Genomic DNA, 24,883 nt, shown 5'->3' with positions numbered 1-24,883 from the left:
CCTACATGGCGCAGCTGTCGCTGTCCACCTGCTGGTTGGCGGTGCGCCCCCTGACGATGTCCTGCTCGATCTCGTCGGCCGTGAGCGCGTAACCGGTGTCGGCGTCGTCCAGGGACTTGGCGAACACCACGCCGTACACCCTGCCGTCGGTGGTGAGCAGCGGTCCGCCGGAGTTGCCCTGGCGGACGGTCGCGTAGAGCGAGTAGACGTCACGGCGGACGGTGCCGCGGTGGTAGATGTCCGGGCCACTGGCCTTGATCCGTCCGCGCACCCGAGCGGCCCGGACGTCGTAGGACCCGTTCTGCGGGAAGCCGGCGACGATCGCGCTGTCACCGCTGTGCGCGGCGTCGTCGGTGAACTTCAGGGCGGGAGCCTTCAGGTTCGGGACGTCGAGCACGGCGATGTCGCGATGCCAGTCGTAGAGGACGACCCTGGCGTCGTACTTCCTGCCCACGCCGCCTATCTGGACGGTGGGTTCCTCGACACCGCCGACGACGTGCGCGTTGGTCATGACACGGCGGTCGCCGAAGACGAAGCCGCTGCCCTCCAGGACCTTTCCGCAGCTGCGCGCGGTGCCCACGACCTTGACGACGGACCGCTTGGCGCGTTCGGCGACGGCGCTGTCGCGCAGGGCCGGGTCCGGGGGCCGTACGTCGGTGATGGGCTCGTCGGCGAACGGGCTGAAGACCTGCGGGAAGCCGTTCTGCGCGAGGACGGAGGTGAAGTCCGAGAACCAGGTGTTGGCCTGTGCGGGCATGACGCCGGATACCCCGATCAGCACCTTGGAGTTGCGTACCTCCTTGCCGACGGTCGGTATCGTCGTGCCGCCGAGGAGCGATCCGATCACCCAGGCGACGAGCAGCAGCGCGGCGACGTTGACCAGGGCGCCGCCGGTCGCGTCCAGGGCCCGGGCCGGGGACCAGGTGATGTGCACGCGCAGCTTGTTGCCGAGGTGGGTGGTCAGGGCCTGGCCGATCGAGGCGCAGACGATGACGACGATGACCGCGACGACGGCCGCGCTGGTGCTGACCGGCGTGTTGTCCGTCAGGGCGTCCCAGACGAGCGGCAGCACGTAGAGCGCGACGACTCCGCCGCCCAGGAAGCCGACGACCGACAGGATGCCGACGACGAATCCCTGGCGATAACCGACGACCGCGAACCACACGGCGGTGACCAGCAGCAGGATGTCCAGCACGTTCACCGTGTCGAGCCTCGCCTCATCGTCTTCCGGTCACTTCGGCCGGGGGCCCGGCGCACCGCGCAGCGGCGGTGGCGGGAGGCACGGTGTCCGCGGTGCCTCCGGCCGGAACGGCACGGAGCCACCCTGTCATGACCGCCAGTCGAGCGGGACCCGCTTGTCCCGGTCCCAGGGCAACTCCCAGCCCGCGTAGTGCAGCAGACGGTCGATGATCCCGGCGGTGAAGCCCCACACGAGAGCCGATTCGACCAGGAATGCCGGGCCTTGGTGCCCCCGGGGGTGAACTGCCGTGGCGCGGTTGTCGGGATTGGTGAGATCCGCCACGGGAACCGTGAAGACGCGGGCGGTCTCCGCCGGGTCGACCACGCCCACCGGACTGGGCGCGCGCCACCAGCCGAGCACGGGCGTGACGACGAAGCCGCTGACCGGGATGTAGAGCCGGGGCAGCACGCCGAACAGCTGGACGCCTTCCGGGTCGAGCCCGGTCTCCTCCTCGGCCTCGCGCAGCGCGGCCCGCAGGGGTCCCTCGCCCTGCGGGTCGCCGTCCTCCGGGTCGAGCGCCCCGCCGGGGAAGGACGGCTGTCCGGCGTGCGAGCGCAGCGAGCTCGCCCGCTCCATGAGCAGCAGCTCGGGCCCGTGCCGGCCCTCGCCGAAGAGGACGAGCACGGCGGACTGGCGTCCGGTGCCGTTCTCCGGCGGCAGGAAGCGGCTCAGCTGGCCGGGCCTGACCGTCTCGACGACGCGCACGACCGGCTCCAGCCACCGCGGCAGCCCTTCCCTGGTGAGCGCCACCGAACCGACCGGCGCCACCGAACCGCTCTGCGTGCCGCTCGCCGCCTCACTCGCCCGCGTCATCGCCGCCCCCGTCCCCGTCGTCGTCCTGCCGTCTCCAACGCCCGGCGCCGCCGGGATCGTTCCGTTACCGTCACCCGGCCCCCAGGGGCGGGGCCGGTTTGCCGCCCGCGTCCAGGTAGGACTGCGGGGGATTGAGACGCTGCCCGGGGAAGCCGCCCTTCTCGTACTTCAGCAGCTTCTTCGCCTTCTCCGGATCGGTCTCGCCCTCGCCGTAAGCCGGGCACAGCGGGGCGATCGGGCAGGCGCCGCAGGCGGGCTTGCGGGCGTGGCAGATGCGTCGGCCATGGAAGATCACATGGTGCGACAACATGGTCCAGTCGCTCTTGGGGAAGAGCGCGCCGACGGCGGCCTCGATCTTGTCCGGGTCGGTCGCGTCGGTCCACTGCCAGCGCCGCACCAGCCGCTGGAAGTGCGTGTCCACGGTGATGCCGGGGCGGCCGAAGGCGTTGCCGAGGACCACGAAGGCGGTCTTGCGGCCGACGCCGGGCAGCTTGACCAGGTCCTCCAGCCGGCCCGGGACCTCTCCGTCGAACTGCTCCACCAGCGCCTTGGACAGGCCCATGACCGACTTGGTCTTGGCCCGGAAGAAACCCGTGGGCCGCAGGATCTCCTCGACCTGCTCCGGGTCGGCCGCGGCGAGGTCCTCCGGGGTGGGGTACCTGGCGAACAGGCCCGGGGTCGTCTGGTTCACCCTCAGGTCCGTGGTCTGGGCGGACAGGACCGTGGCGACCAGCAGCTGGAAGGGGTTCTCGAAGTCCAGTTCGGGGTGGGCGTACGGATACACCTCGGCGAGCTCGCGGTTGATCCGCCGGGCGCGGCGGACGAGGGCGGTGCGCGACTCGTCCCGGGGCGGCTTCGGGGCCACGGTCTGCGCGGGCGGGGCCTTCCGCACGGCGGCGGTGGCCTTCCGCGGCGCGGCGGTCACCTTTTTCGCCGTCTTCTTGACCTTCGCGACCTTTGCCGTCTTCTTCCCTTTCGCCGCTTCCTCGCTGCCTTCGGGCGGCTGTTCGCCCTGAGCGGAATTCTGACGTACGACCACTCGTCCAGCCCCCTCGGCCTGTGCTCTCACCGGCGATTTGGACACCCGGCCAGCCTAAGGCCCGGCACCGGGATCCGCTCCGGGCCCCGAAGATCGGCGTCCGATCGGACCCCTGCCGCGTACCCCGGGACACCTGTGCGGCATCCTTGTGACAGATCACACTGTTTGGACCGTCCGGCAAAATGGGGAACACGGACCCCTGGCACACGGGGACGCACGATCCCCTGAGCAGGTCGACAAGGAGAGAACTCGTGGACGACGTTCTGCGGCGCAATCCGCTCTTCGCGGCGCTCGACGACGAGCAGGCCGCGGAGCTTCGCGCCTCCATGACGGAGGTGACCCTCGCACGCGGCGACTCGCTGTTCCACGAGGGCGACCCGGGCGACCGGCTCTACGTGGTGACCGAGGGCAAGGTCAAGCTGCACCGCACGTCCCCCGACGGCCGCGAGAACATGCTGGCCGTCGTCGGCCCCGGCGAACTCATCGGCGAGCTGTCGCTCTTCGACCCGGGCCCGCGCACCGCCACGGCGACCGCGCTGACCGAGGTCAAGCTGCTGGCCCTCGGCCACGGCGATCTCCAGCCCTGGCTGAACGTACGGCCCGAGGTGGCCGGCGCCCTGCTGCGCGCCGTCGCCCGCCGCCTGCGCAAGACCAACGACCAGATGTCCGACCTGGTCTTCTCCGACGTGCCGGGCCGGGTCGCCCGCGCCCTGCTGGACCTCTCCCGCCGCTTCGGCGTGCAGTCCGAGGAGGGCATCCACGTCGTGCACGACCTGACGCAGGAGGAGCTGGCCCAGCTGGTCGGCGCGTCCCGCGAGACGGTCAACAAGGCCCTGGCCGACTTCGCCCAGCGCGGCTGGCTCCGTCTGGAGGCCCGCGCGGTCATCCTGCTCGACGTCGAACGGCTGGCCAAGAGGTCGCGTTGACGCCCGCCCCGGGCAAGGGCCTCACTCCGGAAGGACACATCGCGCGCGAAGGGTCCCTGGCGCGCGTGCCGGACGCCTTCCGGACGGTCGTCGCCGCCGCCCGCGAGCGGCTGCCGGAGGTCTACGGAACCCGGCTGGACAGCGCGTACCTCTACGGATCGATCCCCCGCGGTACCGCCCGGCCGGGACGCAGCGACCTGGACCTGCTGGTCGCGCTCCGCGACGAGCCGACGGACGCCGACCGGCAGGCCGCCCGCGCGCTCGGCGACGCACTCGATCAGGAGTTCGCGCAGATCGACGGGGTCGGCACGCTGCTCTTCGGCCGGGAACGGCTGCTGAGCGACCTCGAGCGCTACGACCTGGGCTGGTTCGTCGCCTGTCTGTGCACGCCCCTGCTCGGCGAGGACCTCGCCGCCCGCCTGCCCCGCTACCGCCCCGACGACCCGCTCCTGGCCCGCGAGACCAACGGGGACCTGGCCCTGTTCCTGCCCCGGTGGCGGGAGCGGATCTCGGCCGCCGAGGACACCGAGGAGGCCCGCAGGCCCCTGGTGCGGTTCATGTCCCGGCACCTCGTGCGCACCGGGTTCACGCTCGTGATGGCCCGCTGGCGGGGCTGGACCAGCGACCTCGCCGAGATGGCCGGCGCCTTCGGCGCGTACTACCCGGAACGGGCCGCGCAACTGGCGGCGGCGGCAGCGTACGGCCACGACCCGGTCGGCGACCCGGCGGTGCTGCGCTCCTACGTCGACGACCTCGGTCCCTGGCTGGCCGGGGAGTACGCGCGCGTGCACGGCGTCAAGGCGCCGAGGCCGGAGACGGCGGGCTGAGGCCTGCCGCCCCGTTCCGTCCGCCCCGCGACGCCCGGCGCGTTCCCCGAGATCTGCGCGCGGGGGCCCCGCCCGCCGCACCGGGCGAGAGCCCGGGTACGACCACCCCGAGGGCTTCCGCCGGGCACTTGCCCCGAGCTCTTCGAGCGGGGGTCCCGGAGCACGCGCCGGACGCCGCGGGCCGCCCTCCGGCCGACGACCGGACGTGACGACGGGCCCGGGGCCGACCCGCGGGCGGGCCGAGCGGGTTTCCCGAGGACCGGCCGCCGCGCGGGCCTCAGATGAGCCCGTGCTCCTCCAGGTACTCCAGTTGCGCCCGGACCGACAGTTCCGCCGCCGGCCACAGGGAGCGGTCCACGTCGGCGTACACGTGGGCGACGACGTCGGCGGGGGTGCGGTAGCCGTTCTCGACGGCCGTCTCGATCTGCGCGAGCCGGTGGGCGCGATGGGCGAGGTAGAACTCGACGGCGCCCTGGGCGTCCTCCAGGACGGGCCCGTGGCCCGGCAGGACCGTGTGGACGCCGTCGTCGACCGTGAGGGACCTCAGCCGCCGCAGCGAGTCCAGGTAGTCGCCCAGACGGCCGTCGGGGTGCGCCACGACGGTCGTACCGCGGCCCAGGACCGTGTCGCCGGTGAGGACCGCCCGGTCGGCCGGGAGGTGGAAGCACAGGGAGTCCGCGGTGTGTCCGGGGGTCGGCACAACCCTCAGCTCCAGGCCGCCCACCTCGATCACGTCCCCCGCGGCCAGGCCCTCCTCGCCCAGCCGCAGGGCCGGGTCGAGTGCTCGCACACGCGTGCGAGTCAGCTCGGCGAAGCGGGCGGCGCCCTCCGCGTGGTCGGGGTGGCCGTGGGTCAGCAGGGTCAGCGCGACGCGCTTGCCGGCCCGCTCCGCGGTGTCTGTCACGCCGCCCAGGTGGCCCTCGTCCAGCGGCCCGGGATCGATCACGATCGCCAGCTCGGAGTCGGGTTCGGAGACGATCCAGGTGTTGGTGCCGTCCAGGGTCATGGCCGAGGCGTTGGGCGCGAGCACGTTGACGGCCCGCTCGGTGGCGGGTCCGGAGAGGACTCCGCCCCGGGGCTGCCCGGGGAGCGCTGCTGCGTCCGTCATGCGGGGGGACCTTCCTGGACGTGGTTCGGGCGGGCCGCGCCGGTCCGGCGGCGGTGCGGGCGGGTGCGCGGCCCGGTCGCGCGGTGACCGGGGGGACGGGTGCGGGGCCGTACCGTGCGGAGACCGGGTCGGCCGGTGCGGGACCGTGTCATGGGGTGGCCGGGCCTCCGGCCGGGACGTGCTTGGTGAACTCCTCGTGCCCCGGCCACGACAGGACGACGCCGCCGTCGACCAGGCGGGCCCGCGCGAGCACGGGGGTCAGGTCACGGCCGGGCGCCGCCGCGAGGGCCTCGGCGGGACTGCCGTAGGGGACGAGCTGGCGCAGGGTGGCGATGGTGGGCGGCATCATCAGCAGCTCGCCCCGGTCGTACGCCGCCGCCGCGTCCTGGGGGCGGATCCACACCGTGCGGTCGGCCTCCGTGGAGGCGTTCCGGGTGCGCTGGCCCTCGGGGAGGGCGGCCACGAAGAACCAGGTGTCGTAGCGGCGGGGCTCGAACTCGGGGGTGATCCACCGTGTCCAGGCCCCCAGCAGGTCCGAGCGCAGGACCAGACCTCGCCGGTCGAGGAACTCGGCGAAGGACAGCTCACGGGCGACCAGGGCGGCGCGGTCGGCCTCCCAGTCCGCGCCCGTGGTGTCGCCGACGACCGAGTCCGGGCCGGGCCCGGCGAGCAGGACGCCCGCCTCCTCGTAGGTCTCCCGGACGGCCGCGCAGACGATCGCCTGGGCCGCCTTCTCGTCCAGCCCGAGCCGATCGGCCCACCACGCGCGCGATGGGCCGGCCCAGCGGACCCGGTGGTCGTCGTCACGCGGGTCGACGCCACCGCCCGGGTACGCGTACGCGCCCCCGGCGAAGGCCATGGAGGCGCGTCTGCGCAGCATGTGCACGGCGGGGCCGGTCCCGGTGTCCCTCAGGAGCATGACGGTGGCCGCGCGCTTCGGCGTGACCGGGGTGAGGGTGCCGTCCGCGAGCCCGCGGATGCGGTCCGGCCAGTCCGGGGGGAACCACTGCCCATTCGCCATGGCCGGAGGCTATCCCGTGGCGCGCGAATGTTCGAGAGGCGCCCGAGGGCAAGGGGCCCGCGGTGACGGCCCGGCCGGCGGCCGAGCACCCTCGATCACGACGGCCCGCGCAGGGGCACCGGGCCCGCCCACGGGACCTCGCCCCCGGAGCCGGGTGGTCCCGCCGGTTCCGACGGTGGATCCCGGCGGTGAATCCCGGCGGTGAATCCCGGCGGTGGGTTTCCACCAGTGGGTCCCGCCGGAGGTCCGCCGGTGGATCCCGTCGGGGAGACCGGGAGCCAGCCGGGGGCGCTCCGACGGGGCTGCCGACGCCGTCCGCCGCACCGCACGGCACATCCGGCCGCGCGCCCGTCGTACGCCCCGTCACGCGCCGCAGACGCGCCCCCTCGCGCCGCCGCTTGCGAGCCCGCCCCACGTGCCCGCCCTACTGGACCAGCTCGACCTGGATCTCCACCTCGACCGGCGCGTCCAGCGGCAGCACCGCCACGCCGACCGCGCTGCGCGCGTGCACGCCCTTGTCGCCCAGGACCTCGCCCAGCAGCTCGCTGGCGCCGTTGACGACCCCCGGCTGGCCCGTGAAGTCCGCGGCCGAGGCGACGAAGCCGACGACCTTCACCACGCGGGCGATACGGTCCAGGTCACCCGTGACGGACTTGACGGCCGCCAGGGCGTTCAGCGCGCAGGTGCGGGCCAGCTCCTTGGCCTCCTCCGGGGTGACCTCCAGGCCCACCTTGCCGGTGACCGGCAGCTTGCCGTCCACCATCGGGAGCTGGCCGGCGGTGTAGACGTACGGGCCGGACTGCACCGCCGGCTGGTAGGCGGCCAGCGGCGGCACGACCTCCGGCAGGGTCAGGCCGAGCTCGGCCAGCTTCGCCTCGACCGCGCTCATGCCTGCTTCTCCCGCTTCAGGTAGGCCACCAGCTGCTCGGGGTTCGGGCCGGGCACGACCTGGACGAGCTCCCAGCCGTCCTCGCCCCAGGTGTCCAGGATCTGCTTCGTGGCGTGGACGAGCAGCGGCACGGTCGCGTATTCCCACTTCTTGGTCATGCGGCCGACTGTATCCGCTGTCCCCGGCCCGGCACCCGGCCCACCACGACGGCGGTGCACCGACCGCCCGGGAAGCGGCCTCGCGCCCACCGCGGAAGCGGCCCTCCGCCCGTCGCGGCCGTGGGAACCCGGCCTGCCGCGCAACGGCCCCGTGCCCCGCCGCGACGGCGCTCCCGGGGCCCACCACGACCACGGTTGTCCACAGCCTCCCGCGTGACCCGAGCGCCGAATGGTTAGGCTCGAAGACGTGAGCAGGCTCCAGGTCGTCAGCGGCAAGGGCGGGACCGGAAAGACGACGGTCGCCGCCGCCCTCGCGCTGGCCCTGGCCGAGAAGGGGAAGCGGACGCTCCTCGTCGAGGTCGAGGGCCGGCAGGGCATCGCACAGGTCTTCGAAACGGAGGCGCTGCCGTATGAGGAACGGAAGATCGCCGTCGCACCCGGGGGCGGGGAGGTGTACGCCCTCGCCATAGACCCCGAACTGGCGCTGCTGGACTACCTCCAGATGTTCTACAAACTGGGCGGCGCCGGCCGGGCCCTGAAGAAGCTCGGCGCCATCGACTTCGCCACCACCATCGCACCGGGCGTCAGGGACGTCCTGCTGACCGGCAAGGCGTGCGAGGCGGTGCGCCGCAAGGACCGGGGCGGACGGTTCGTCTACGACTACGTCGTGATGGACGCGCCCCCGACCGGCCGCATCACCCGCTTCCTCAACGTCAACGACGAGGTGGCCGGGCTCGCCAAGATCGGCCCGATACACAATCAGGCGCAGGCGGTCATGCGCGTGCTGAAGTCGCCCGAGACGGCCGTGCACCTGGTGACGCTGCTGGAGGAGATGCCCGTCCAGGAGACCGTGGACGGCATCGCCGAACTGCGCGCCGCGCGGCTGCCGGTGGGCCGCGTCGTCGTGAACATGGTGCGGCCCGAGGTGTTGGACGCGGCCGGCCTGGAACTCGTACGCACGGTGCCGCGGGCCGACCTCGCCCGGTCGCTGTCCTCCGCCGGGCTCGGCGGCGCGCGGCGCGGCGGGAGCGCCGAGCGGCTGGTGGACCCGTTGCTGGCGCAGGCGGAGGAGTACGCCGAGCGGTACACGCTGGAGCAGGAGCAGCGCTCCGCCCTCAGCGAGCTGGGCCTGCCGCTGCACGAACTGCCGCTGCTCGCCGAGGGCATGGACCTGGCGGGCCTGTACGAACTGGCGACCGAGCTGCGGAAGCAGGGGATGTCATGAGCCCGGACCCGGCCACCGCGCGGGAGACCGAACGACCCTCGGGCCACTCTCCGGAGGGCGCCCGCCGTCTCGCGCACACGCGCGTGCTCGACGTCGATCCGCTGCTCGACGACCCGAAGACGCGGATCGTGGTGTGCTGCGGCTCGGGCGGGGTCGGCAAGACGACCACGGCGGCGGCTCTCGGGCTGCGGGCCGCCGAGCGCGGTCGCAAGGTGGTCGTCCTGACGATCGACCCGGCTCGCCGCCTCGCCCAGTCCATGGGCATCGACTCGCTCGACAACGTCCCCCGCCGGGTGAAGGGCACCGAGGAGGACGGCGAGCTGTACGCCATGATGCTCGACATGAAGCGCACCTTCGACGAGGTCGTCGAGGCGCACGCGGATCCTGAGCGGGCGGCCGCGATCCTGTCGAACCCCTTCTACCAGTCGCTCTCGGCGGGCTTCGCGGGCACGCAGGAGTACATGGCGATGGAGAAGCTGGGGCAGCTCCGGGCGAAGGACGAGTGGGACCTCATCGTCGTCGACACCCCGCCCTCGCGCTCGGCCCTGGACTTCCTGGACGCGCCCAAGCGGCTCGGCTCCTTCCTCGACGGCCGGCTGATCCGGCTGCTGACCGCACCGGCGAAGCTGGGCGGACGCGCGGGGATGAAGTTCCTGAACGTCGGGATGTCGATGATGACCGGCACGCTCGGCAAGCTGCTGGGCGGTCAGCTGCTCAAGGACGTGCAGACGTTCGTGGCCGCGATGGACACCACCTTCGGCGGCTTCCGTACCCGCGCCGACGCCACGTACAAGCTGCTCCAGGCGCCCGGGACGGCGTTCCTGGTGGTGGCGGCCCCGGAGCGGGACGCGCTGCGTGAGGCCGCGTACTTCGTGGAGCGGCTGGCCGCGGAGAGCATGCCGCTGGCCGGTCTGGTGCTCAACCGCGTCCACGGCAGCGGCGCCGGCCACCTGTCGGCCGAGCGGGCGCTCGCCGCGGCGGAAAATCTTGACGACTCCCGCATTGTGGATCAGGGGGACGGGAAGGCTGGACTTCGTAACTCCCCCGACACGTACGGAAGTTCAGAAAGCCAGGACTCTCCCGGTACCACCCCCGGCGCACCGTCCGGTTCCTCGCCCGGGGCTTCTCCCGGTTCCCCCTCCGCTCCCGCCGCCGAGCCGAACGACGCCGTCGACCAGGTGACCGCGGGCCTGCTGAGGCTGCACGCCGAGCGCATGCGACTGCTCTCCCGCGAGCAGCGCACGCGTGACCGCTTCGCCGCCCGGCACCCGGAGGTGGCGGTGGCCGAAGTGGCGGCGCTGCCCGGCGACGTGCACGACCTCGCGGGGCTGCGGGACATCGGCAACCGGCTCGCGGACAACCGACGCGAGCTGCCGGATCCGTCGGATCCACCGGAGCCAGGCGCCTGACGTGCACGCCCGGCACTGGCTGCCGCCCGGTGCGGACGCCCAGAAGGGACCCGCCCGGCGACTGCTCGCAGGGGAAACCGCCCGACGGCGCGACCTCAAGGGGAACGCCGTCCGTCGACGCCTCCCCGGGGCGCCCTCAGCTCACCGCCGCGTAGTCCTCCTCGTACACCTGGTCGTCCTCGAGGGAGACCAGGCCCGTGCCGCGCTCGTACTCAAGGCGTGCCGTCTCCAGCAGCCGGCGCCACGAGGTGACGGTGGGCCGCCGGCGCAGCAGGGCGCGGCGCTCGCGCTCCGTCATGCCTCCCCACACGCCGAACTCGACGCGGTTGTCGAGCGCGTCGGCGAGGCACTCGGTGCGTACCGGGCATCCGGTGCACACCGCCTTGGCCCTGTTCTGCGCTGCTCCTTGAACGAACAGTTCATCCGGATCGGTAGTGCGGCAGGCCGCCTGCGCACTCCAGTCGGTTACCCAGCCCATACCGGCGCCGTCCTCTCCCGAATCGAGGCTCCCCCACGGCGGCAGCGGCATATGCACCGCCGCCAGTTGAGGACGTTACGGAAGGTGGACAGAGCGCAACACCCCCAGCGGGCCCAATCTTGAATGGTCCGAACGGACTATGGGTTGGCGGCAGATCACCCGGGGGAGTGAGGGGACGACATGTGCGGCATTACCGGCAGAACGGGACGGTTCAGTTGCGCCACAACGGACAGCGGGTGGCACACAAGGCGAATTCGGTCACGCACATCCCGTGCCCGCACCGCTCCCGCCGCGCCGTTCGCACGCCCGGCACCGGCCCCGCATCGGACCGGCGCCGCCCCGTGGAAGAAAACCGAGCGGACCCGGAACGTTTCGTGATCGCCGGACGTATTGATACTTGGCCGTGCCGCTGTGACAGTCGAGTGCAGCTTAGGCCAAGGCATATACGCGTGTCCGGCGAATGAGAACGTAGGCTGCCCCCATGCCAAAGAAGCGCTCGGGCGGTGGTCTGTCGCCAACGCAGCAGGCCGCCAAGTTCCTCGGTGTCAGTGTGCTAGCTGGAGCGGTCCTGGCCGGCATCGCCCTGCCCGCGGCCGGCGCACTGGGGCTGGCCGCCAAGGGATCCGTCCAAGGGTTCGACGACATCCCGGCCAACCTCAAGCGCCCGCCGCTCAGTCAGCGCACCACGATCCTGGACGCCCAGGGCCGGCAACTGGCCCAGGTCTACTCCCGTGACCGTACGGTGGTGGAGCTGAAGGACATCTCGCCGTACATGCAGAAGGCGATCGTCGCGATCGAGGACGCGCGCTTCTACCAGCACGGCGCGATCGACCTGAAGGGCGTGCTGCGCGCCGTCAACAAGAACGCGCAGAGCGGCGGGGTCGCCCAGGGTGCGTCCACCCTCACCCAGCAGTACGTGAAGAACGTCTTCGTGGAGGAGGCCGGCGACGACCCGACGAAGGTCGCCCAGGCCACCCAGCAGACCCTCGGCCGCAAGGTCAAGGAACTGAAGTACGCGATCCAGGTCGAGCAGGACCTGGGCAAGAAGAGGATCCTCGAGAACTACCTGAACATCACCTTCTTCGGTGAGCAGGCCTACGGCGTCGAGGCCGCCTCCCAGCGTTACTTCTCCAAGCACGCCAAGGACCTGAGCCTCCCGCAGGCGGCGCTGCTGGCCGGCATCGTGCAGTCGCCGAGCCGCTACGACCCGGTCAACGACGAGGCGGAGGCCACCAAGCGGCGCAACACCGTGCTGCAGCGCATGGCCGAGGTCGGCGACATCTCCCAGGCGGAGGCCGACAAGGCGAAGAGGACGCCGCTGGAGCTGAAGATCACCCAGCCCCGCAACGGCTGCATCACCGCGGTCAAGGACTCCAGCTTCTTCTGCAAGTACGTCGAGCAGGTCTTCCTCAACGACCCGGTCTTCGGCAAGACCCGCGCGCAGCGGGCCAAGACCTGGAACCAGGGCGGCCTGACCATCCGCACGACGCTGGACGCGCAGGCCCAGGCCTCGGTGCAGGCCTCGCTGAAGCAGCACATCAACCAGTCGGACTCGGTCGCGTCGGCGGCGGTGCTGGTCGAGCCGGGCACCGGCAGGATCCTGGCGATGGGCCAGTCCAAGCCGTACGGCTACGGCAAGAACGAGACCGAGATCAACTACTCGGTCGGCAGCGACCGGGGCGGCTCGAACTTCGGCTTCCCGACCGGTTCGACGTTCAAGCCGTTCGTGGCGGCGGCGGCGCTGGAGCAGGGCAAGCCGGCGACCCAGGAGTACTCGTCGCCGTACAAGATGCCCTACCCGAGCCCGGTCCAGGCCTGCTCGGGCAAGGCCTGGACCAACGAGGAGCACGCCGAGGTCGAGAACGAGAGCACCGAGGAGCACGGCCCGTACGCCATGAAGGAGGCCATGGCGAAGTCGGTGAACACCTACTTCATCCAGATGATCTCCGACATCGGCCTGTGCCCGGTGGTCAACATGACCGACCAGCTGCACGTGGTGCAGGGTGACGGCAAGAAGCTGCCCCAGACGCCCTCCATCGCGCTCGGCGCGGTCGGCATCTCCCCGCTGACGATGGCCTCCGCGTACGCCACGTTCGCCTCCCGCGGCACGTACTGCACCCCGGTCGCCATCGAGTCGATCACCCAGAAGATCGGCGGCCAGGAGAAGTCGCTCGCGGTGCCGAAGACGACCTGCACGCGCGCGATGTCCCAGACCACCGCGGACACCGTCAACTCGCTGCTCAAGGGCGTGATCGACTCCGGTACGGGCCGGCAGGCCGGCCTCTCCGACCGCGACAACGCCGGTAAGACGGGTACGACGGACGAGCGCAAGAACGCCTGGTTCGTCGGCTACACCCCGAACCTGTCCGGCGCGGTCTGGGTGGGCAGCGCCACCCAGAAGGTCAAGATGACTGACATCCGCATCGGCGGCGTCTACCACGACCTCGTCTACGGCGCCGACGTGCCCGGCCCGATCTGGCGGGACGCGATGACCGGCGCCCTGCAAGGCAAGGCGGCCCCGTCCTTCAACCTCATCGACATCCCGGACGGCGGTGAGAAGGACCAGGGAAAAGGCCAGGGAAACGGAACGGGAAGGGGAAACGGGGACCACAACGGAAACACCGGTGACAACGCCGGCCTCATCGGAGGGCTCATCGGCGGCCTGACCAACGGCGGCACCGGGCACAACGGCGGCGGCGCCAACCCGCGCCCGTCCTTCTCCCTGCCCGGCGGCTTCGTGCAGGGCCAGACCGGCGGAGCGCGCGGGAACGGCAACGGAGGCCGGCACGGCTGAGCCGGCCCGGCCCACAGGGACTCGGACCGCGAACACCGGCCCACAGGGACTCGGAGCGTGGGCACCGGCCCACGAGGACTCGGAGCGTGAACAACGGTCCACGGGGACTCGGACCGTGAACAACGGTCCACAAGGCTGGGACCGTGGGCACCGGCCCACAGAGCTCGGACCGTGAACACGGGAAAAGGGGTGCCCGGCGAACAGCCGGGCGCCCCTTTCGCCGTACCAGCGGGTGAGAACCCCGCCCCGGTCCGGGCTCAGCCGGCCAGCAGCTTCTTCACCACGGCGGCCACCCGGCCGCCCTCGGCCTGCCCCGCGACCTTCGGGTTCACGATCTTCATGACCGCCCCCATGGCCCGCGGGCCCTCGGCACCGGCCGCCCGGGCCTCCTCGACGGCCTGGGCGACGATCGTGTTCAGCTCGTCGTCGGAGAGCTGCTTCGGCAGGTAGGCGGCGAGCACCTCGCCCTCCGCCTTCTCCCGCTCGGCGGACTCCGCGCGACCACCCTGGGCGAAGGCCTCGGCCGCCTCGCGGCGCTTCTTGGCCTCCTTGGTGATCACCTTGAGCACCTCGTCGTCGGAGAGCTCGCGCTTCTCCTTGCCCGCGACCTCCTCCTTGGTGATCGCGGTGAGCGTCAGCCGGAGCGTCGAGGAGCGGAGCTCGTCGCGCTCCTTGATCGCGGCGTTGAGGTCTTCCTGCAGCTTCGACTTGAGCGTGGTCATGGAGTTGATTGTCGCAGGTGCGACGGTGCCGTCGCGCGCCCATTTACGCGCCCCCCACGGGTGATTTCCGCTGCGCGGCACGCTCCTGAGACGATGGACACATGCGCGCGCGTTACGGAGTTCCCCTGGGCATCTCGGCGGTCGCGACCGCCGGTCTTCTCTACTCCGCGGGCTTCGAGGCCCGCTCGTTCCGTCTGCGCCGGGTGACCGTCCCGGCCCTGCCCTCCGGAATGCGCCCCCTGCGCGTCCTGCAGGTCTCCGACATCCACATGGTCGGCGGCCAGCGCAAGAAGCAGCGCTGGCTGCGCTCGCTGGCCGGACTGCGCCCCGACTTCGTGATCAACACGGGCGACAACCTCTCGGACCCGGAGGGCGTGCCGGAGGTCCTGGACGCGCTCGGCCCGCTGATGGAGTTCCCGGGCGCCTACGTCTTCGGCTCCAACGACTACTACGGCCCCAAGCCGCGCAACCCCGCCCGCTACCTGCTGGAGAAGGTCAGCGGCCGGCACGGTCTGAACGGCAACGCGCCCGCGGTCGGTGTGATCCACAATCCCTGGGAGGACCTGCGCGACGGCTTCGACGACGCGGGCTGGCTCAACCTGACCAACACCCGCGGCACCCTGAAGATCGAGGGCGTCTCGGTGGAGCTGACCGGCCTGGACGACCCGCACATCAAGCGGGACCGCTACGCGAAGGTGACCGGTGGCCCGTCCGGCTCGGCGGACGTCTCCCTGGGCGTGGTGCACGCCCCGTACCTGCGCGTCCTGGACGCCTTCACCGCCGACCGCTACCCCCTGATCCTGGCCGGCCACACCCACGGCGGCCAGATCTGCATCCCCTTCTACGGCGCCCTGGTCACCAACTGCGACCTGGACACCGACCGGGTGAAGGGCCTGTCCACCCACACCTGCGAGGGCCACACGTCCTACCTGCACGTCTCGGCCGGCTGCGGCGCCAACCGCTACACCCCGGTCCGCTTCGCCTGCCCCCCGGAGGCGACGCTGCTGACGCTGGTGGGGCAGGAGTAGCGCGGGAAGGCCCGGGCGACCGGGAGCGGACAGCAGCCGTCGGAACCGACGGTCCGGGCCACCCCGGACGGCCCACCCGGACCGCCGGTACCTCGAACGGCCCACCCGGACCGTCGGGAACCCAGACAGCTAGTCCGGATCGTCGGGAGCTCGCACGGCTCATCCGCATCGGCGGGAACCTACGCAGCTCACCTGGATCGTTCGCCTCACAAGCCCACCTGGACCGCCGGGCCCACGAGGCTCACCCGGATCGCCGGTAACCCACACGGCCCACCCGGATCGCCCGTTGTGTCCCCCGTTCCTACCGTGAGGGCATGACCGCCGCCCCGATACCCCCCACGCCCCCACCAGGGCCGATGTCCCCGCTCTCCCCTGCGGCCGACATGTCGCCGGAGGTTCTGGACACGCCGGACAGGCAGGACACGCCGGGAACGGGATCTACGGGGCCTCCGGAAGCCCAGCCGGCCCAGTCGGCCCCGCCCCCACCGCCCCCCACGCCTCCGATTCCCCGGGACATACCCGGCCTCCCCGCGATTCCCGGCATCACCGCGCTGTTCCCCTCCTCCGTCGTCCCCGCGACGGCGGTGGTGACCCCGGTACACCGCCCCCGGACAGCCGCGTACCGCCTCCTGGTCGCCGCGGCGGCCGCGGGTGCGGTGACCGTGGAGGTGTTGACCGGTCCCCCACTCCGCGTCCTGAGCCACTTCGTGATCCAGAGCCACATCGTCCTCGCGCTGGTCCTCATCTGCTCGGCGCGCAGGGCCTGGACCGCCCGGCATCCCGTACCCGCGGCCCTGACAGGCGCGGCTGTGCTCTACGTCACCATCGCGGCACTGGTCCACCACCTGCTCCTGACCGAGACCTCCCCGCCGTTCTCGATCACGGGCGCCCCCGCCACCCACCCCACGTGGCAGTCGGCGGCCGGCCACCTCCTCCACACCGTGGTCCCGGCCGCCGCCCTCCTCGACTGGCTCCTGCTGACCGCCCCGAACCGCCTGCACCTGCGCCAGGCCGCCCCGTGGCTGCTCTACCCCCTGGCCTACCTGGCCTTCACCCTGACCCGCGGAGCACTCCTGCCCCCGACCGCGGGAGACCGCTACCTCTACCCCTTCCTGGACGTCGCCCAGCACGGCTACAAACACGTCCTGGGCAACGCGCTCCTCCTGGGCCTGGCCTCCTACGCCCTCGCCCTCCTCCTCGTCGCCGTCGACCACACCCGCCCGAACCCGGTCCGCCGCCACCGCCGCACAATCGGATTTCGTCTCCGGCCACCAGTGGGCTAAAGTAATCGACGTCGCCGCAACAAGCAGTGACATCGGGGTGTGGCGCAGCTTGGCAGCGCGCTTCGTTCGGGACGAAGAGGTCGTGGGTTCAAATCCCGCCACCCCGACGCCGTAGTACCAGGTCAGGGGCCTGATCCGCGAGAGCGGGTCGGCCCCTGACCTGTTTTCTGGCCCTCTTGAGAGCCATTGGGGAGCCGCCGCCGGAATCCGGCTTCCGGTCGGGTTCCCACTGCTCCCCCATGCGTGCAGCGCCTGGTACGCCAGGGACCTCATCGAACCACGCACGAGGGAAGGGCGGCGCAGTGCGATGCGGCTGCTCAGACGGGCGGCCACTCCATGCGTCTCGCCTCGCGCCGGGACTACATCACCCAGGTGCCGAAGGCCCGAGGGCCTTCCTGTCGGTGTCGATGTCGCAATCCACACCGAACCGGAAGGCCCTCACCCGTTCGAGATCCCTCAGCCGAGACCTGGCTCACGCGTCCCCAGACAGAACAACTAGGACAAGTCCTAGTCCATCCACGTCGCAGTCAGCGCGGAAGCGATGATCCTGCCGTGAGCACGTGGCCTGCGCCGGGACGCCACACGCGACTGGATCTGCTTGTTGTGGCCGCTGCCCAGCTTCTCATCGCGGCTTCTGCCTCACATATGGCCGGGCTCGGCAGCCATCACTTCGGCGAGGCTGAGGAGATCGGGGTATGCGCAGACCAGAAGTCGGAGTGAACGTAGGGGAGTCCCTTGGATTCCGGCGAGCTCGGATCAAGGGGCTGCCTGGGCGCCTCGGTGACCTTCGACTCGTCGACGCACGGTGAGGTCACCTGGAAGCCGGCCTGGCCCTTGTACCCGAACTCCACGCTGACCTCGAAGCCGTTTGGCGCGGTCGCGAAGATCGCCGGCATGTCGACACTGTTTCGCACCGATGTGATCTTGTAACCCTGCTTCTTCCAGTAGCGCTCGACGACACCGAGAAAGCTGCCACGCCGCTCGTCCGAGATGATCGTCATCACGTAGCGTCGACGGGTGACCGACCCGGTACCGGTGCCGTCGTTCTTGAAGTCGGTGCAGTTGGAGTCACTGGATGGCCCCCGCATGACCTCGACCGACGGGTTGATCGCCTTGAGGGTCGCGTCGATTAGCCCCTCTGCGTGATCGGCCGCTTCCTGCATGTTCATGTTCGTCTCCTTCGGCGCGCCAGACTTCCCGCCTTCGCTTCCACTGCCCCCGATGAGGCCACAACCGGAAAGGATGAGGATTGACGCCGCGAGGGCTACAACACGAGTCTTCATCGGTATTTGTCCCAGATCACGAGGTCAGGACGGTCCGCGACGATGGCCGCGATGTTCGCAGCAGATACAGGGTCTTTGTCCCTGGCCGGGTTGAAGTAGTTGGAGTGCGCCGGAGTCAGCCCCTGCCCGTCGACCACCGGCATCGGACCGTCCAACACCTTGAAGCGTCTGGCACCAAACGCCTCGCTGGCCGGGTCCTTGCCGAACCAGAGGTCATCATCGCCCTGGTCCGCAAGGTCCCCAAAGAGGTACGCACCGGCCGGGCCGCCGCCGAAGAAGCCGACGGTGCCGGCCACGGCCTCCTTCTTTGACGGCAGGTGGCTGACGGGGTCGTTCTCGGCCGCGCCCACGAACACATGGTCCTTTCCGACCCCAAGATCTGCCGCGTGGTTGACGCCGGTGCCGGGGCTCCCGACAAGGATGATGTCATCGGCTCCGGGGATTCCCCCTGGCTCCTGCGTTGCCGCGCCCACGAGGCGAGAACCGTAGGAGTGCCCGATCGCGACCAGGTGCAGGTCCTTGTGATCATTCGTCGCGGCGATTCCGCCCATGAACGAGTTGTACGCCGGTGCGCCCTTCTCCGCGTCATGTGCGGACATGACATCCGTGTCGGACACCAAGGTGACGGGGTCAAGGGGGGCGTCGAGCTGCGGTGGGTCGTAGCCCAGCCACACGATGGATGCGCTGGACGGATCGATGTTCCGGGCGTCGACCGCGGTGTCGTAAGCGCGCTTCACATCGCCCCCCGCGAAGCCGGCGTCCAGGGCGGTACCGAGTCCGGGAACATACGCCGACACGTTCTTCGACTTGTCGGGGTTCCCGAACGCGACGATGGCACGACCGAGACCCTCGTCGCTGACCCCCAACAGGTACATGGGCGGCTCTTTGGGATCCACCAGTGGCTTCGCGGCGTTGTCCTGCAGTTGCTGCTGAATGCTCTTGAGAGCGTCCAGCTGAGTCTTGGCTCTTTCGCCGTGCTCACCGGAGAGCTTACCGATCAGAATGTCCAGGTTCTCGCGGTTGACCTCGTCCCGGACATCGGACGGAATGCCGTCCAGGTTGCCGATAATCTCCGGAAAGGCCCGCTTGTACTCGTCGCGCTGCTCATCGCTGAGGCTGTCCCACCACTCCTTGCACTCGGCGGGCGACTTGTCCAGCGGAATGTGCTTCTTGATGTACTCACCCGCGGCCGAGCTCACCGCGTCGGCGTCGGCGGCCACGTCCGTCCACGTCTTGGTGTCAACGGTCAGCCCCGGTGCGGCCTTCAAGGATTTGGGGGTTTGGGGGTTCGGGGGTCGCGGCCCGTCTGCTCGGGTCAGTCGGTTGGGGGGTGGGTTGATACCTCTGCCCAGACCGTTTTGCCCACGGGGTGGCGGGAGGCCGAGCCCCAGCGGTCGGCCAGTGTGTCAACCAGGAGGAGGCCGCGGCCGGACTCCTCGTCCGGGGATGACGAGGGCGGGACGGCTGGGGGCTGTTCGGCGGTGGCGTCGGCGACCTCGATCCGGACGACGCCGGCCGCCGGGTCGAGGCGGATCCGTAGGCCGAAGTCGCGGCCCGGGACCCGGCCGTGCCGCACCGCGTTCGCCGCGAGCTCGCCGACGATCAACGCGACGGCGCCCGACGTGTCCGACGCCGGCGGGTACCCCCATTCGCCCATGGACCGCTCCGCGAGGCGTCGCGCGAGCCGCACACCGCGAGGGGTCGATGCGAACTGGGCGGTGAGGGAGGGCGCTTGGGGGATGTCCGCTGCCACCGGTGGTTCGGTGCTCCGTCGCGGCCCGTCGCTCGCGGTGGTCGTTCCTGTCGGCACAGCGTGTCCGTCCTTGCCTGTCGTTCCGTGGACGTCCCGCAGTGTGCGCGAGTCGTCACTTTCCGCACTCAAGAGTCGTCCGCCGGTCCTACGCTCGGAAGGTGACATGGCATTACCTCTCAGCACGTAAGGAACGGAAGTAACGCCTTGGCCAAGGAAATTGATCCCGGGGAGTCGATGGCGGCCCTGTTCGGTGCCCGGGTACGCAGACTCCGTACGGCGGCCGGGCTGACCCAGGCCGAACTCGGCTGCTTGGTGCACGTGGTGAGCACCCGGATCACTCAGATCGAGCGCGCGTCGGGGGCGAAGCCGACGTTGGAGCTGGCGCGTGCGCTGGACGTGGCGCTGCGGGCGGACAACCTGTTGGTCGAGCTGTGGCCGTATGTGTACCGGGAGGCGTTCCCGGACTGGTCGCGGGCGTTCATGGCCCACTCGGAGCGGGCGGTGGCCATCAGGCAATACGCCGCTCATGTGGTGCCGGGTCTCTTGCAGACAGAGGATTACGCACGGGCTGTTCTGAGCCTGGACGCTCTGTTGGTCGGCGAGGAGCAGTTGGAGGAGCGCGTCGCAGCCCGAATGGGTCGGCAGGAACGGCTGAGTTCGCCCGGTCTGCCGGAGTTGTGGGTGATCCTGGATGAGGCGGTTCTGAGGCGTCCGATCGGTGGCGGTGCCGTAATGCGTAAGCAGTTGGCGCGACTTCTTGACGCCGCAGCAGAACGCCACATCACCGTGCAGGTTTTGCCGTTCGATCAAGGCGGACACGAGGCCATGGGCGGCTCACTGACGGTCCTGACTCTGCCGGACGGCTCAGAAATGGCCTACACAGAGGGTTCGGACTACGGCCAACTCATCGAGGAACCGGCCAACGTCAGTCGCTACAAGGTGATTTACGATCGGCTGCGGGCGGCAGCCCTGCCCCCGCTCATGTCACTCGACATGATCCGGTCCACGATGGAGGGCAACTACCGTGGCTCGAATCTCCCGTCCCCCTTTGAACGGCGTCGCTTGGCGCAAGAGCAGCTACAGCAATCAGGCGGGGGGCGACTGCGTGGAGGTGGCCGACGGGTTCCAAGGGACCGGCGTCCCCGTCCGTGACAGCAAGACCCCGGCCGGTCCTGCGCTCTGCTTCGAAGCCGCCTCCTGGGCGGTCTTCATAGGCGAGTTGAAGACCGGCGCCCACCGCGTCTGAGTCGGCCGGGCCCTGGTCGGCGGCCGTCCTCCGGGTGCGCCGGATCCTTGTCCGCGAGGGTCCGGTGGGCCGCTGACCTCCTTGAAGAACCGGGACAAGAACTACCCGCCCACCCACCCTCCCGTCGCACGTCACCCGTCCGGGTGACCGGCTTGCGGAGGCGGGATACGGACGGTTACGTTCGCCGCGACAACCGAAGACAGACGACGGCCCCCGGCCGGGACGGCAATCCCGATCGAGGGCCTGACCGATCAGGAAGTGAACGCCTTCCCGATGGCTGACCCGCAGTCTAACGCGCGCCCGCGCGCCGACGCCGGAACTCCGACCTCCGGCGTGATCCATGTACGCACCCGCCTCACGGCCGACTTCACCGTGCTCTCCAACGCCCTCGCACGGCACCGCGGCAGCGCGGTCACGATCGGCGTGGCGGTCTACATCGCGTCCCTGCCCGACGGCTCCCCCGTCACGATCAACGCCCTGTGCGAGCACTTCACCGAGGGCGAGATCCTCATCTCGCGGGCCCTGAGGGAGCTGGAGCGGCTCGGCTATCTGGAGCGCCGCCGCGAGCGCGGTCCCGGTGGGCACGTGCGTACGCGGACGTACTTCTACGACGTCCCCGGCGGCGGCCAGGACGATCACCCGCCCCAGCCGCCCCGTCCGTCCCGGCCGCCCCGGCCGCCGAAGCCCGGGCGTTCGCGGCGGCAGTCCGCCGTCGCGCAGGTCACGCCCCCTTCCGCGGTCACGGAAGCAGCGGTGCCCGCGCCGGCACCGGGCGAGGGAGCGGCGGCCCCGTCCCGGCTCGCCGACGCCGACCCACGGGCGGTCGCCGTGCTCACCGCGCTGCGCCGGGTCGATCCGCGTCTGGTCCTGTCCGAGCGGGAGGCCGCCCGCCTTGCACCGGCCGTCGCCCAGTGGCTCGCGGCGGGCGTCGGGGCCCACCAGATCACCGAGCTGCTGACCGCGCGGCTGCCCGACCGCTTCCTCGCTCGTCCCGCGGGGATCCTCGCCTTCCGCCTGCGGGAGACGCCGCTGCCCGCTCCGCCCTCGCTCGCCCCGCCCGGGGAACGTCTCCCGGGGGTCTCGACCGTCCCGGCCGCCTCGGCCGCCCCAGCGGTCCCAGTGTTCCCAGTCGTCCTGCCCTTCCAGACCTGCGACGGCTGCGAGCGGGCGTTCCGGGCACCAGAGCCCGGCCGCTGCCGGGACTGCCGGTCCGCGAACCGTCTCCGCGCGGCCGGGTGAGCACGGGGCCGATTGAATCCGGGGCCTGCTGAGTACGGGCCGGGTGGGCGGTCGGCCCGTGGGGGACCGGCCCGGCCGGTGGGGGCTCGGACCCGGCCCGTGAGGGCCCGGACCCGGCCCGTGAGGGCCCGGGCCCGGCCGGTGAGGGCGCCCGGGTGTGCCATGTGCTGGATGCACCAGATCGACCAGCCGTTCACCTCCGCTTTGTGAACGGCTGGTGATGTGGCCCGCGTTGGTACCCGCAAGCCTGTGCGGGAAACCGGACGCTCCGAGGAGTCCTCTTCATGCCCAGACCCACCCGCCGCCACCTCACGATCGCCACCGCGCTGGTCGCCGCCACCACGGCCGCCCTGGCGGTCACCACCGCAGCCGGCGCCTTCGACAGCAAGGAGCAGGCCAAGCACGCGATCCAGGGTGGGAAGGCGAAGAACGTCATCCTGCTCATCGGCGACGGCATGGGCGACTCGGAGATCACTCTCGCCCGCGACTACACGGTCGGCGCCAACGGCCGCCTGAACATGGACAAGTTCCCGCTGACCGGCGCGTACACCACGTACGCGGTCCACGCCGACGGCACCCCGGACTACGTCACCGACTCCGCCGCCAGCGGTACCGGCTGGGCCACCGGTGTGAAGACGGTCAACGGCCGCATCTCGAAGACCCCGGGCACCGACAAGGCCGTCCCCACCCTGCTGGAACTGGCCCAGAAGAACGGCTACGCCACCGGCAGCGTCACGACGGCCGAACTCACGGACGCGACCCCGGCCGTCCTCGCCTCCCACGTCACCGACCGCTCCTGCCAGGGCCCGGCCGACATGGCCAAGTGCCCCACCGACACGATCGCGGCCGGCGGCCCCGGCTCCATCGCCGAGCAGTCCGTCAACCACAAGGTCGACGTCCTCCTCGGCGGCGGCAAGCAGCGGTTCGACCAGAAGATCACCGACGGCAAGTACAAGGGCCTCACCGTCACCGAGCAGGCGCGGAAGCTCGGTTACCAGGTCGTCACCGACAACTCGGGCCTGAACGGCGTCAAGTCGGGCAAGCCGGTCCTGGGTCTGTTCGCCTCGGGCAACGTGCCCACCGAGTGGACCGGCAAGCCGGCCGCCGTCGGCGGCACGGACCCGCAGCGGTGCACCACCTCCAACCCGAGCCGCCCGTCGACGACCCCGAGCCTGGCGGACTCGGCCACGAAGGCGATCCGGCTGCTGGAGGCGAAGCAGAAGGCGAGCCACTCCAAGCAGGGCTTCTTCCTCCAGATCGAGGGCGCCTCGATCGACAAGCAGGACCACGCCGCCGACCCGTGCGGCCAGATCGGCGAGACCGCGGCCTTCGACCGCGCGGTGAAGGTCGCCCGCGCCTACGCGGCCGAGCACCCCGACACCCTCGTCGTCACCACCGCCGACCACGGCCACACCAGCCAGATCGTCCCGCTGGAGGCCACTCCCCCCGGCCTGTCCTCCACGCTCGTCACCGACGAGGGCCAGCAGCTCAAGGTGAACTACTCGACCAACACCCCGGGCCAGTCGCAGGAGCACACCGGCACCCAGGTCCGCATCGCCGCCCAGGGCCCGCAGGCGTACCGCGTCCTCGGCGTGACCAACCAGACCGACCTGTTCACCACCGTCCGCGAGGCACTGCGCCTGCGGTGAGCGCGTAGGTGACAGGAGGAGAGGAGGGGGCGGGGAGGCGTCGTCGTCACATCCCCGCTCCCGCCGCCACTCGGGAGGGCGCCGCCGGGCAGGGCGGCACCCTCCTCGGCACGCCCTCACGCGTGCGGTCCGCGACTCGCGCTCGTTGCCGGGCCCGGCCATCATGGGGGTGTACATCGCCCCGGACGTCGGGCCCCGCGGGAAGGCGGGCCGGACCGGAAGGAGCGGCATGCGACAGCGCGGACTGTTCACCCTGGTGGCGGTGGTGTGCGCACCCGCGGCGCTGGTCGTCGCGGCTCCGCGTCCCGCGTCGGCCGCCGAGAGCTGTTCCTACACGGCGTCGGCCCAACGCCCCGTGCTCGCGTACGGCGACACGGCCGCCGCGGTCAAGCAGGCACAGTGCCTGAGCAACAGATGGGGAGGCCGGCCGCCCAAGCTGCCCGTCGACGGCGTCTTCGGCTCCGTCATGCAGAAGAAGATCGAGTGGATCCAGGGCTGCCACGGCCTGCCGCGCAGCGGTGTCATCGAGGGCCGCACCTGGCAGGTCCTCTACCACCCGGCCCCGGACTGCTACGACCCTTATCCGGGCTGAGCGGACCGGCCGTCCGGACGAGCGGCCGAGCAAGCGCGCGGGTCGAGCAGGCGAGCACAGGGGCCGATCAGGCAAGTGCAGGGGCTGACCAAGCAAGCGCACTGGCCGCCGGACGCGGCCGATCGTAGGCCGGGATCGTGCCCCAGGCGCCCTCTTCGCTG

Annotated in this window: 24 protein-coding genes and 1 tRNA gene; 13 read left to right on the top strand and 12 right to left on the bottom strand. The window is 71.2% G+C overall.

Going from position 1 to position 24,883, the window contains the following annotated elements; translation table 11 throughout:
• Position 1: 1 nt before the first annotated feature.
• The 3 genes from ACF061_RS10945 to nth form a co-directional block, all read right to left on the bottom strand.
• Positions 2-1,201 carry a MarP family serine protease gene (locus ACF061_RS10945; RefSeq protein ID WP_392266513.1) on the bottom strand — a complete coding sequence of 400 codons (1,200 nt, stop codon included), beginning with the start codon at positions 1,199-1,201 and terminating at the stop codon, positions 2-4.
• Positions 1,202-1,327: 126 nt separating this feature from the next.
• Positions 1,328-2,053, bottom strand: coding sequence for an NUDIX hydrolase (locus ACF061_RS10940; RefSeq protein ID WP_392266512.1), 726 nt, complete (start codon positions 2,051-2,053; stop codon positions 1,328-1,330).
• Positions 2,054-2,123: 70 nt separating this feature from the next.
• Positions 2,124-3,092: an endonuclease III gene (gene nth, locus ACF061_RS10935; RefSeq protein ID WP_392266511.1), complete on the bottom strand. Its 969-nt coding sequence runs from the start codon at positions 3,090-3,092 to the stop codon at positions 2,124-2,126.
• Positions 3,093-3,343: 251 nt separating this feature from the next.
• On the opposite strand from nth, the gene ACF061_RS10930 reads away from it, so the two are divergent.
• Positions 3,344-4,018 carry a Crp/Fnr family transcriptional regulator gene (locus tag ACF061_RS10930; RefSeq protein WP_009189818.1) on the top strand — a complete coding sequence of 225 codons (675 nt, stop codon included), beginning with the start codon at positions 3,344-3,346 and terminating at the stop codon, positions 4,016-4,018.
• On the top strand, positions 4,015-4,845 hold the full coding sequence (locus ACF061_RS10925) for a nucleotidyltransferase domain-containing protein (protein WP_392266510.1): 831 nt from the start codon (positions 4,015-4,017) through the stop codon (positions 4,843-4,845). The genes ACF061_RS10930 and ACF061_RS10925 overlap by 4 nt, the downstream gene beginning before the upstream one ends.
• Positions 4,846-5,122: 277 nt before the next feature.
• On the opposite strand, the gene ACF061_RS10920 is transcribed toward ACF061_RS10925, so the two are convergent.
• The 4 genes from ACF061_RS10920 to ACF061_RS10905 form a co-directional block, all read right to left on the bottom strand.
• Positions 5,123-5,953, bottom strand: a complete 831-nt coding sequence (locus tag ACF061_RS10920) for an MBL fold metallo-hydrolase (protein WP_392266509.1) — start codon at positions 5,951-5,953, stop codon at positions 5,123-5,125.
• Between the two features lie 148 nt (positions 5,954-6,101).
• On the bottom strand, positions 6,102-6,974 hold the full coding sequence (locus ACF061_RS10915) for an NUDIX hydrolase (RefSeq protein ID WP_392266508.1): 873 nt from the start codon (positions 6,972-6,974) through the stop codon (positions 6,102-6,104).
• A gap of 424 nt (positions 6,975-7,398) precedes the next feature.
• On the bottom strand, positions 7,399-7,863 hold the full coding sequence (locus tag ACF061_RS10910; protein WP_392266507.1) for a RidA family protein: 465 nt from the start codon (positions 7,861-7,863) through the stop codon (positions 7,399-7,401).
• Positions 7,860-8,021 carry a DUF4177 domain-containing protein gene (locus ACF061_RS10905; protein ID WP_258777515.1) on the bottom strand — a complete coding sequence of 54 codons (162 nt, stop codon included), beginning with the start codon at positions 8,019-8,021 and terminating at the stop codon, positions 7,860-7,862. Before ACF061_RS10905 ends, ACF061_RS10910 begins: the two co-directional genes overlap by 4 nt.
• A gap of 247 nt (positions 8,022-8,268) precedes the next feature.
• On the opposite strand from ACF061_RS10905, the gene ACF061_RS10900 reads away from it, so the two are divergent.
• Both ACF061_RS10900 and ACF061_RS10895 read left to right on the top strand, forming a co-directional pair.
• A complete protein-coding gene (locus ACF061_RS10900) occupies positions 8,269-9,246 on the top strand; it encodes an ArsA family ATPase (protein ID WP_392266506.1) in 978 nt (325 codons plus the stop codon).
• Entirely contained in the window at positions 9,243-10,655 is a 1,413-nt protein-coding gene (locus ACF061_RS10895) for an ArsA family ATPase (protein WP_392266505.1), read from the top strand. Before ACF061_RS10900 ends, ACF061_RS10895 begins: the two co-directional genes overlap by 4 nt.
• A gap of 136 nt (positions 10,656-10,791) precedes the next feature.
• Here the strand turns inward: ACF061_RS10895 and ACF061_RS10890 are convergent, their stop codons facing one another.
• Complete coding sequence (locus ACF061_RS10890) at positions 10,792-11,133, bottom strand: WhiB family transcriptional regulator (RefSeq protein WP_392266504.1); 342 nt, start codon at positions 11,131-11,133, stop codon at positions 10,792-10,794.
• A gap of 481 nt (positions 11,134-11,614) precedes the next feature.
• On the opposite strand from ACF061_RS10890, the gene ACF061_RS10885 reads away from it, so the two are divergent.
• A complete protein-coding gene (locus ACF061_RS10885; protein WP_392266503.1) occupies positions 11,615-13,927 on the top strand; it encodes a transglycosylase domain-containing protein in 2,313 nt (770 codons plus the stop codon).
• Positions 13,928-14,184: 257 nt separating this feature from the next.
• Here ACF061_RS10885 and ACF061_RS10880 read toward each other — a convergent pair whose 3' ends face one another.
• The gene (locus ACF061_RS10880; protein WP_392266502.1) at positions 14,185-14,649 is read right to left on the bottom strand and encodes a GatB/YqeY domain-containing protein; all 465 of its coding nucleotides are present in this window, start codon (positions 14,647-14,649) and stop codon (positions 14,185-14,187) included.
• Between the two features lie 101 nt (positions 14,650-14,750).
• Between ACF061_RS10880 and ACF061_RS10875 the strand changes: the two genes are divergently transcribed.
• From ACF061_RS10875 to ACF061_RS10865, 3 genes are all read left to right on the top strand, one after another.
• Entirely contained in the window at positions 14,751-15,677 is a 927-nt protein-coding gene (locus ACF061_RS10875) for a metallophosphoesterase (RefSeq protein WP_392266501.1), read from the top strand.
• Positions 15,678-15,991: 314 nt separating this feature from the next.
• Positions 15,992-16,960 carry a Pr6Pr family membrane protein gene (locus tag ACF061_RS10870; protein WP_392266500.1) on the top strand — a complete coding sequence of 323 codons (969 nt, stop codon included), beginning with the start codon at positions 15,992-15,994 and terminating at the stop codon, positions 16,958-16,960.
• Positions 16,961-16,993: 33 nt separating this feature from the next.
• Positions 16,994-17,067, top strand: a tRNA-Pro gene (locus tag ACF061_RS10865).
• Between the two features lie 558 nt (positions 17,068-17,625).
• On the opposite strand, the gene ACF061_RS10860 is transcribed toward ACF061_RS10865, so the two are convergent.
• The 3 genes from ACF061_RS10860 to ACF061_RS10850 all read right to left on the bottom strand — a co-directional run bounded on the left by ACF061_RS10860 (position 17,626) and on the right by ACF061_RS10850 (position 20,053).
• Positions 17,626-18,129: a hypothetical protein gene (locus tag ACF061_RS10860; RefSeq protein WP_392266499.1), complete on the bottom strand. Its 504-nt coding sequence runs from the start codon at positions 18,127-18,129 to the stop codon at positions 17,626-17,628.
• A gap of 110 nt (positions 18,130-18,239) precedes the next feature.
• Positions 18,240-19,511 (bottom strand): alpha/beta hydrolase, encoded by a 1,272-nt coding sequence (locus tag ACF061_RS10855; RefSeq protein ID WP_392266498.1) that lies wholly within the window; start codon positions 19,509-19,511, stop codon positions 18,240-18,242.
• Between the two features lie 47 nt (positions 19,512-19,558).
• The gene (locus ACF061_RS10850) at positions 19,559-20,053 is read right to left on the bottom strand and encodes an ATP-binding protein (protein WP_392266497.1); all 495 of its coding nucleotides are present in this window, start codon (positions 20,051-20,053) and stop codon (positions 19,559-19,561) included.
• A gap of 177 nt (positions 20,054-20,230) precedes the next feature.
• Between ACF061_RS10850 and ACF061_RS10845 the strand changes: the two genes are divergently transcribed.
• The 5 genes from ACF061_RS10845 (at position 20,231) to ACF061_RS10825 (ending at position 24,722) form a co-directional block, all read left to right on the top strand.
• The gene (locus ACF061_RS10845; protein ID WP_392266638.1) at positions 20,231-21,148 is read left to right on the top strand and encodes a helix-turn-helix domain-containing protein; all 918 of its coding nucleotides are present in this window, start codon (positions 20,231-20,233) and stop codon (positions 21,146-21,148) included.
• The gene (locus ACF061_RS10840) at positions 21,102-21,242 is read left to right on the top strand and encodes a DUF397 domain-containing protein (protein ID WP_392266496.1); all 141 of its coding nucleotides are present in this window, start codon (positions 21,102-21,104) and stop codon (positions 21,240-21,242) included. The genes ACF061_RS10845 and ACF061_RS10840 overlap by 47 nt, the downstream gene beginning before the upstream one ends.
• A 273-nt stretch (positions 21,243-21,515) precedes the next feature.
• On the top strand, positions 21,516-22,481 hold the full coding sequence (locus ACF061_RS10835; protein WP_392266495.1) for a hypothetical protein: 966 nt from the start codon (positions 21,516-21,518) through the stop codon (positions 22,479-22,481).
• Positions 22,482-22,765: 284 nt separating this feature from the next.
• Positions 22,766-24,130, top strand: a complete 1,365-nt coding sequence (locus ACF061_RS10830) for an alkaline phosphatase (RefSeq protein ID WP_392266494.1) — start codon at positions 22,766-22,768, stop codon at positions 24,128-24,130.
• A gap of 229 nt (positions 24,131-24,359) precedes the next feature.
• Positions 24,360-24,722 carry a peptidoglycan-binding protein gene (locus ACF061_RS10825; protein WP_392266493.1) on the top strand — a complete coding sequence of 121 codons (363 nt, stop codon included), beginning with the start codon at positions 24,360-24,362 and terminating at the stop codon, positions 24,720-24,722.
• Positions 24,723-24,883: the final 161 nt, after the last annotated feature.

Source organism: Streptomyces sp. NPDC015220, from assembly GCF_043079345.1.
GTDB lineage: Bacteria > Actinomycetota > Actinomycetes > Streptomycetales > Streptomycetaceae > Streptomyces.
This window is presented reverse-complemented; position numbering and strand designations above follow the sequence as displayed.

Excerpts from the sequence above, each read along its gene's own strand:
- ACF061_RS10830 (WP_392266494.1), top strand. The coding sequence starts at position 22,766 with ATGCCCAGACCCACCCGCCGCCACCTCACGATCGCCACCGCGCTGGTC.
- ACF061_RS10905 (WP_258777515.1), bottom strand. The coding sequence starts at position 8,021 with ATGACCAAGAAGTGGGAATACGCGACCGTGCCGCTGCTCGTCCACGCC.
- ACF061_RS10825 (WP_392266493.1), top strand. The coding sequence starts at position 24,360 with ATGCGACAGCGCGGACTGTTCACCCTGGTGGCGGTGGTGTGCGCACCC.
- ACF061_RS10870 (WP_392266500.1), top strand. The coding sequence starts at position 15,992 with ATGACCGCCGCCCCGATACCCCCCACGCCCCCACCAGGGCCGATGTCC.
- ACF061_RS10880 (WP_392266502.1), bottom strand. The coding sequence starts at position 14,649 with ATGACCACGCTCAAGTCGAAGCTGCAGGAAGACCTCAACGCCGCGATC.
- ACF061_RS10835 (WP_392266495.1), top strand. The coding sequence starts at position 21,516 with ATGGCTGACCCGCAGTCTAACGCGCGCCCGCGCGCCGACGCCGGAACT.
- ACF061_RS10890 (WP_392266504.1), bottom strand. The coding sequence starts at position 11,133 with ATGGGCTGGGTAACCGACTGGAGTGCGCAGGCGGCCTGCCGCACTACC.
- ACF061_RS10895 (WP_392266505.1), top strand. The coding sequence starts at position 9,243 with ATGAGCCCGGACCCGGCCACCGCGCGGGAGACCGAACGACCCTCGGGC.
- ACF061_RS10940 (WP_392266512.1), bottom strand. The coding sequence starts at position 2,053 with ATGACGCGGGCGAGTGAGGCGGCGAGCGGCACGCAGAGCGGTTCGGTG.
- ACF061_RS10915 (WP_392266508.1), bottom strand. The coding sequence starts at position 6,974 with ATGGCGAATGGGCAGTGGTTCCCCCCGGACTGGCCGGACCGCATCCGC.
- ACF061_RS10920 (WP_392266509.1), bottom strand. The coding sequence starts at position 5,953 with ATGACGGACGCAGCAGCGCTCCCCGGGCAGCCCCGGGGCGGAGTCCTC.
- ACF061_RS10875 (WP_392266501.1), top strand. The coding sequence starts at position 14,751 with ATGCGCGCGCGTTACGGAGTTCCCCTGGGCATCTCGGCGGTCGCGACC.
- ACF061_RS10910 (WP_392266507.1), bottom strand. The coding sequence starts at position 7,863 with ATGAGCGCGGTCGAGGCGAAGCTGGCCGAGCTCGGCCTGACCCTGCCG.
- ACF061_RS10885 (WP_392266503.1), top strand. The coding sequence starts at position 11,615 with ATGCCAAAGAAGCGCTCGGGCGGTGGTCTGTCGCCAACGCAGCAGGCC.
- ACF061_RS10845 (WP_392266638.1), top strand. The coding sequence starts at position 20,231 with ATGGCGGCCCTGTTCGGTGCCCGGGTACGCAGACTCCGTACGGCGGCC.
- ACF061_RS10860 (WP_392266499.1), bottom strand. The coding sequence starts at position 18,129 with ATGAACATGCAGGAAGCGGCCGATCACGCAGAGGGGCTAATCGACGCG.